We start from the raw sequence: 1,056 nt of genomic DNA, 5'->3' as shown, positions 1-1,056 counted from the left end.
CTTCTCTGCACTAACGCTGCTGCTGGCGGTGCCCGATGACGAGCGTTGAGCAGGTCGCGACTCTCGCGACGTTCGGAGCTGTGTGGGCGGTGCTCGCCGTCGGTCACAATCTCGCGGACCACGTGTTCGGTCAGAGTGACCACCAGGCCGCGAACAAGGGGGCGCCGTCGGCGACGGATGTCGCCGACGGCGCGAGTCCTCGGCGGGGCTGGGCCGCGTGCCTCAGCCATGTCGCTCAATATCACCTGGTCATGGCCGTGATGCTGACGCTGGTCTGGGCCGTCCTTCCGCTCCAGCTCTCCTGGCCCGGTCTGACGGCTGGGCTCGCTGTCTCGGCGGTGACTCACGCGTTCTTCGACCGCCGGTGGCCAGTGCGCTGGCTGTTGCAGCACACCGGCTCACCGGATTTCGCGGAGCTGAAGGCGGCCGGGATGAACGGCATGTATCTAACCGATCAAGCCCTCCATCAGACAGCCTTGCTGGTGTCCGCGCTGCTGATCACCCTTCTGTGAGCGGGGGCCTCGGATGCGGAAGACCGAGTTCAACGGGCTCGCTTCGCCGGAAACGTCGGGTCTGCTCGCGCTTGCCCCGCAGGAAGGTCAGAGTGAGGTCGAGTCCTTCGATCTCACCCTGCCACCCCTCCTCGACGGCGCGCTCACGGCGGGCGATCAAGTCCTCCTCCAGCTCGTCGAGACGAGGCAGCATCTTCGGATTGACGCTGAGCATCGGGCAGCGGATGCAGGCGTGCTCATGCGCGCAAGGAGTGCCGTAGGGGCGGCCGCAGGAGCCGAGTTCGACCCGCCGCTTGTCGAAGTGTTCCTGGAAGTCGTTCCACTCCTCGGTTGTGGGCTTGCGGTATTCCTCCTGCGGCCGGGCGGACCGTCGACGTGCGAGGAACTGCTGGTAGTGGCTGATGACGTCCTCATCGAAGACGGCGACGTAGCCACGAGTGGTCCGGATATCGAGGTGGCCGAGCAGGGCCGCTCCAATGTGGATGGGCAGGCCGTTGTTGACGAGTTCGGTGGCGAACAGCCTCCGGAAGTCGTGGGGCGCGAA

The 1,056-nt window shown here is 66.0% G+C and carries 2 protein-coding genes; one reads left to right on the top strand and one right to left on the bottom strand.

The genetic code is table 11. The annotated features are described in order from the left end of the window. Positions 1-80 precede the first annotated feature (80 nt). Positions 81-512 (top strand): hypothetical protein, encoded by a 432-nt coding sequence (locus CIB93_RS36980; protein WP_096633130.1) that lies wholly within the window; start codon positions 81-83, stop codon positions 510-512. Here CIB93_RS36980 and CIB93_RS36975 read toward each other — a convergent pair. Continuing rightward, positions 499-1,056: tyrosine-type recombinase/integrase (locus CIB93_RS36975; RefSeq protein ID WP_143660147.1), on the bottom strand; the 558-nt coding region annotated here is incomplete at its 5' end. The genes CIB93_RS36980 and CIB93_RS36975 overlap by 14 nt on opposite strands.

The organism is Streptomyces sp. WZ.A104 (assembly GCF_002382885.1).
Classification (GTDB): domain Bacteria; phylum Actinomycetota; class Actinomycetes; order Streptomycetales; family Streptomycetaceae; genus Streptomyces.
The sequence above is the reverse complement of the archived record's forward strand: the minus strand, read 5'-3'. Positions and strand labels throughout refer to the sequence as shown.